The 4794-nt window shown below is 56.7% G+C and carries 5 protein-coding genes; 4 read left to right on the plus strand and 1 reads right to left on the minus strand.

Going from position 1 to position 4794, the window contains the following annotated elements; all coding sequences use genetic code 11:
- Positions 1–256: 256 nt before the first annotated feature.
- From prfA to QZ292_RS09645, 3 genes are read left to right on the plus strand one after another with little or no spacing between them, the layout of a single operon-like run.
- Entirely contained in the window at positions 257–1354 is a 1098-nt protein-coding gene (prfA, locus tag QZ292_RS09635) for a peptide chain release factor 1 (protein ID WP_294601011.1), read from the plus strand.
- A gap of 45 nt (positions 1355–1399) precedes the next feature.
- Positions 1400–1849, plus strand: coding sequence for a CCC motif membrane protein (locus tag QZ292_RS09640; protein ID WP_294601013.1), 450 nt, complete (start codon positions 1400–1402; stop codon positions 1847–1849).
- Between the two features lie 27 nt (positions 1850–1876).
- Entirely contained in the window at positions 1877–2113 is a 237-nt protein-coding gene (locus tag QZ292_RS09645) for a DUF2752 domain-containing protein (RefSeq protein ID WP_294601014.1), read from the plus strand.
- Positions 2114–2218: 105 nt separating this feature from the next.
- On the opposite strand, the gene QZ292_RS09650 is transcribed toward QZ292_RS09645, so the two are convergent.
- Complete coding sequence (locus QZ292_RS09650; protein WP_294601015.1) at positions 2219–2545, minus strand: hypothetical protein; 327 nt, start codon at positions 2543–2545, stop codon at positions 2219–2221.
- A gap of 441 nt (positions 2546–2986) precedes the next feature.
- On the opposite strand from QZ292_RS09650, the gene murD reads away from it, so the two are divergent.
- Positions 2987–4342: a UDP-N-acetylmuramoyl-L-alanine--D-glutamate ligase gene (murD, locus tag QZ292_RS09655; RefSeq protein ID WP_294601017.1), complete on the plus strand. Its 1356-nt coding sequence runs from the start codon at positions 2987–2989 to the stop codon at positions 4340–4342.
- The last annotated feature ends 452 nt before the right edge of the window (positions 4343–4794 follow it).

The raw sequence follows: 4794 nt of genomic DNA on the forward strand, positions 1-4794 counted from the left end.
TGCGTAAGCATCCTCTAAAGTTTTTCTGGTTCTCTTTGTTCACAAAGAGAACAGTCCCAGCCGGGGCCAATGACCAGCTCGCGCGCCGTCGCCTAAAGGAGCGATTCAACTATTTCGGCGGTAGCCGAATATAGATGAATCGCGCAGGCGCGCGAATAAAGGATTGGGCAGAGGCAGTTCAAAGCCTATCCGCGCGCGCCAGCAGGAAATAGGTTCGAAAAGCCTATCTTTGTACGATTGAAACGAAACGCGATATATGTCAGACAATACCATACTGGCCAAACTCGACGGCATTCGGGAGAAATACGCCGCCATTTCCGAGCAGATCACCTCTCCCGAGGCGATGAACGACATGAAACGCTACATCCAGCTCAATAAGGAATACAAAGAGCTCGGCCCCATCGTCGAAGCCGCCGACCGGTACCGCACCGCCGTCGCCAACCTCCAGGAAGCCAAAGACCTCTTCGCCAACGAGAAAGACGAAGAGATGCGCGAGATGGCCCGCGGCGAGATCGAGACCCTCGAACCCGCCATCGCCCGGCTCGAAGAAGAGATCAAACTCATGCTCATCCCCGCCGATCCCCAAGACAGCAAGAATGCCATCATGGAGATCCGCGGCGGCGCAGGCGGAGACGAAGCCGCCATTTTCGCCGGCGACCTCCTGCGGATGTACCTCAAATTCTTCGAACGGCGAGGCTGGAAAGCCGAAATCAACAGCCAGAGCGAAGGCACCTCCGGCGGCTATAAGGAAGTCGTCCTGAAAATCACCGGCGAAGGCGTTTACGGCGTCTTGAAATACGAATCCGGCGTCCACCGCGTGCAGCGCGTGCCCCAGACCGAGACCCAGGGCCGTGTCCACACCTCCGCCGCCTCCGTCGCCGTGCTGCCCGAAGCCGAAGAGTTCGACATCGACCTCAAGATGGAAGACATCCGGAAAGACACCTTCTGCGCCTCCGGGCCGGGCGGACAATCCGTGAACACCACCTATTCCGCCATCCGGCTGACGCATATTCCGACAGGGATCGTGGTGCAGTGCCAAGACCAGAAGTCGCAGCTCAAAAACTTCGACAAGGCGTTGGAGGAACTCAGAACGCGCATTTACAACCTCGAATACCAGAAATATCTGGACGAAATCTCCTCCAAGCGGAAGACCATGGTCTCCACCGGCGACCGGAGCGCAAAGATCCGCACCTACAACTATCCCCAGGGGCGGATGACCGACCACCGGATCGGGTACACCATGTACAACCTCCCCGCCTTCATGGACGGCGACATCCAGGAGTGCATCGACAAACTCCAGTTTGCCGAAAACGCCGAACGGCTCGCCGCCGCAGCCAGCGAAGACGAAGCCTGACCGCCTGTTTTGTCTGTGAAATCTTTATACTAAAGGATTACGGATATGGAAAACTACAACGAAAACCAGCCCCAATCCCAACCGGAACAGCCCCAGCAGGCTCCGCAGCAACCGTTCCGGCAGCCCTATCAACCGGCTCCCCAGCCCCAGCCTCGTCAGGGCGGATACTATCCCGCTCCGAAACCCACCTTGCCGAACGCCGCCGCTTCGCTGGTGCTCGGGATTCTCTCCGTGATCACCAGTTGCTGGTTCGTGGGTCTGATTCTGGGTATCATCGGCCTGATCCTCGGCAATAAGGCAAGGCGTCTTTACCTTGCCGCCCCCGACGACTACAACGGCTACGGGATGGCCAATGCCGGGCGCGTGTTGTCCATCATCGGGATCTGCATCGGCGGACTGTATATCCTCTATGCCTTTGTGATTCTGGGCATTATCGGCGTCGGCATCGGCCTTTCCGAAGCCGGCGACTGGTTCCGCGAACTGAGCTGCCGTTGAACGGAACACCTCGGACAGCAACGGTTGATGCCATGCGCCTACCGGCAGCTGTTCGGCTTCGACTGCCCGTTCTGCGGAGCCCAGCGTGCCGTTTTGTTGCTGTTGCAAGGCCGGTTTCGGGAGAGTTTCCTGCTCTTTCCCGCCTTGCTGCCGCTGGGCGCCACCTTGCTTGTGATCCGGCACCGCCGTCTCCTGCAGATCATGCTGTGGGTGGACTTGGCGATTCTGCTCGGGAGCTGGGTGCTCCGTCTGATCTTGAACTGAAAGAAGAGCTGCGCAAATGTTTGCGCGGCTCTTCTTGTATGCCTCCGAGACAAAACGAAGGGCCGCAAAATATTTTGCGGCCCGACAAATACGAATTGAAGTATATTATCGCTTCGTAAAGACGTAATCAGGTTCTCCGTCTATTATCAATTTGTTTCCATTGATTTTACCGCTCATACTGAAATAGTCGGTTTCCAATATGATACGCGGTGGATTGTACATGTAAGTCCCGGCTAAAGTTTCGGTGTCGCCTTCATCATTCTCGTAATAAGTAAATCTGTCGGAAGAGGTGAAAGTCAGGCGTTCCGTGTAACCGGGTTCTGTGTATACCCAGACGCTCCCTTTCAGGTCGTTGTTGTCTTTTTTGTCTTCCTTTTTGCAGGCACTGAGCATCGCCACAGAGGCGAACAGCAGCAATAAACATTTTTTCATGATCTGTTTTTGTTTGTGTGGATTGCCGTGTCCCTCGGCGGAAAGAAAAAGGTTGTCGGTAGCACATAAAAAACGTGGGACAATACCGCTTATCCGCTTTTCGAGGTCTTCGACTACCTATGCCGCAAGATAATAGAGTAAAGCCCACGTATTGCTACGCAGGCGTCACACTTTACTCCTTGCGGCTTTTTGAAATTGTCGAAGTTTCGAAAAGCAAGAATAAAAGTTAACGCTTTTTATGTGGTCTCGGCCCGTCGCAGTTCTGAACCGCTGTCAGACCGAGGAGAAAAGGCTGAAAAAAGAGTTCTCCGGTTTTATTTCATAGGCACGTGTGTGTTGGTTATCGGGCCAAAGATAGGGATTTTTCCGCAGAAACCTCTTGCCGTACCTCACACCGGGCGTCGGAAAACGTTAAATTTGCAGCGTTAAAACCGATCGAATATGGCATTGGCAGTGATTTTAGGCGGCGGTGAGAGCGGATACGGCTCCGCCGTGCTGGCCGCCGCAAAGGGATACGACGTCTGGCTCTCCGACGCCGGAACGCTTCGGGAACCCTATCGTTCGCGCCTGACGGAACAGGGAATCGCCTTCGAAGAGGGTTCCCATTCCCTCGGGCGTATTTTGGAAGCTGAATTCGTGGTCAAGAGCCCCGGCATTCCGGAGAGCGCCCCCGTCGTGCAGGCTGTTCGTGAGCGGGAGATACCCGTGATCTCCGAAATCGAGTTCGCCGGCCGCTACCTTGCGCCGCACACCCGCACCGTCTGCATCACCGGCAGCAACGGGAAGACCACTACCACGACCCTGATCCATGCGATGATGCGCACGGCCGGCTTCCGGGCCGAACTGGCCGGAAACATCGGCCGGAGTCTGGCTTTGCAGGTGGCCGAAACTGAACCGGAAGAGCAGCCCGACTGGTACGTCATCGAGCTCAGCAGTTTCCAGCTCGACGGGATGTACGATTTCCGAGCCGACGTGGCTGTGCTGTTGAACATCACGCCCGACCATCTCGACCGGTACGACCACCGGATGGAGAACTACGTCGCCAGCAAGTTCCGCATCATCCGGAACCTGCGCCCGGACGATCTCTTCGTCTGCAACGGCGAGGATCCCGAGACCCAGGCTTATCTGCCGCGCGTGCGACAGGGCTTGCAGGCCGAGATGCTCTCATTCTGCGTGAAAGGGGCTCCCGGCCCGGCTTCGTACGATGCAGCTGCGGGGGTGTTGAGGTGCGGTGATTTCGAGTTTTCGGCCTCCGGGATGCGGATCAAAGGATTGCACAACATCGCCAATGCGCTGGCCGCGGTGGCCGCCTGCCGGAAAGCCGGCGTTCCGGATGCTGCGATAGCCGATACCCTGCGCACGTTCGGCGGAGTGGAGCACCGGTTGGAACCGGTGGCGACGATCGGTGGGGTGGAGTATATCAACGATTCGAAGGCGACGAACGTCGATTCCGTGTGGTACGCCTTGCAGGCGATGACCCGTCCGACGGTCTGGATCGCCGGCGGCACGGATAAGGGAAATGATTACAGCGTATTGCTGCCTCTGGTGCGCGAGCATGTGCGGGCGTTGGTCTGCATGGGGCTCGACAACGCCAAGCTGGTGCGTTCGTTCACCGGTGTAGTGCCGGTTTACGACACCTCGTCGTTGTCCGAAGCGATGGCTGTCTGCCGCGAGGTCGCCGACGCCGGCGATACGGTATTGTTGTCCCCCGCCTGCGCCAGTTTCGACCTTTTCCGGAATTATGAAGACCGCGGCCGTCAGTTCAAAGAGGCTGTCCGCGCCTTTTCGGGCGAGTGAATTCGGTAAAGGCTGCCACGTGGTTTGTCTTATGCGGTTAGACCCGGCCAGAGCATCCCGCAGGGATGCGCTCTAAAGTTTTTTCGGTTCCTTTTGTTCACAAAAGGAACAGTTCCCTCCCGTCAAGAGTCGCCCCCTTTAGCAGGCGGGCGACTTTAAGCGTATTGACAAGCTCGCGCGCCTTGGGAAATCCAGTCAAAACGTGCGAGCACATTTTGACGATTTCCCTTTTAAGGCGTGGCGCGCGGTGGTTTGAGGGTACTGCCCTTCCGTCGGCCGGGTCCCGCTTAAATAAGGCAGTGATAACCATAGTAAAAGCCCCTGTGGGGCCCCGCGGAGGGCAATTGGCCGTTTCTACTTCTAAGAAAATCGCCGGGGGATTTTCAAGGGGGATGCGATTCCCCCTTGAATGTGCTCTTTGCCTACTTTCTACCACATAGTAGAAAGTAGGG

This window comes from uncultured Rikenella sp., from assembly GCF_910577125.1.
Taxonomy (GTDB): domain Bacteria; phylum Bacteroidota; class Bacteroidia; order Bacteroidales; family Rikenellaceae; genus Rikenella.

Bases quoted from the DNA above. Each gene is read 5' to 3' on its own strand.
- prfA (WP_294601011.1), top strand. From the start codon at position 257: ATGTCAGACAATACCATACTGGCCAAACTCGACGGCATTCGGGAGAAA.
- QZ292_RS09640 (WP_294601013.1), top strand. From the start codon at position 1,400: ATGGAAAACTACAACGAAAACCAGCCCCAATCCCAACCGGAACAGCCC.
- QZ292_RS09645 (WP_294601014.1), top strand. From the start codon at position 1,877: ATGCCATGCGCCTACCGGCAGCTGTTCGGCTTCGACTGCCCGTTCTGC.
- QZ292_RS09650 (WP_294601015.1), bottom strand. From the start codon at position 2,545: ATGAAAAAATGTTTATTGCTGCTGTTCGCCTCTGTGGCGATGCTCAGT.
- murD (WP_294601017.1), top strand. From the start codon at position 2,987: ATGGCATTGGCAGTGATTTTAGGCGGCGGTGAGAGCGGATACGGCTCC.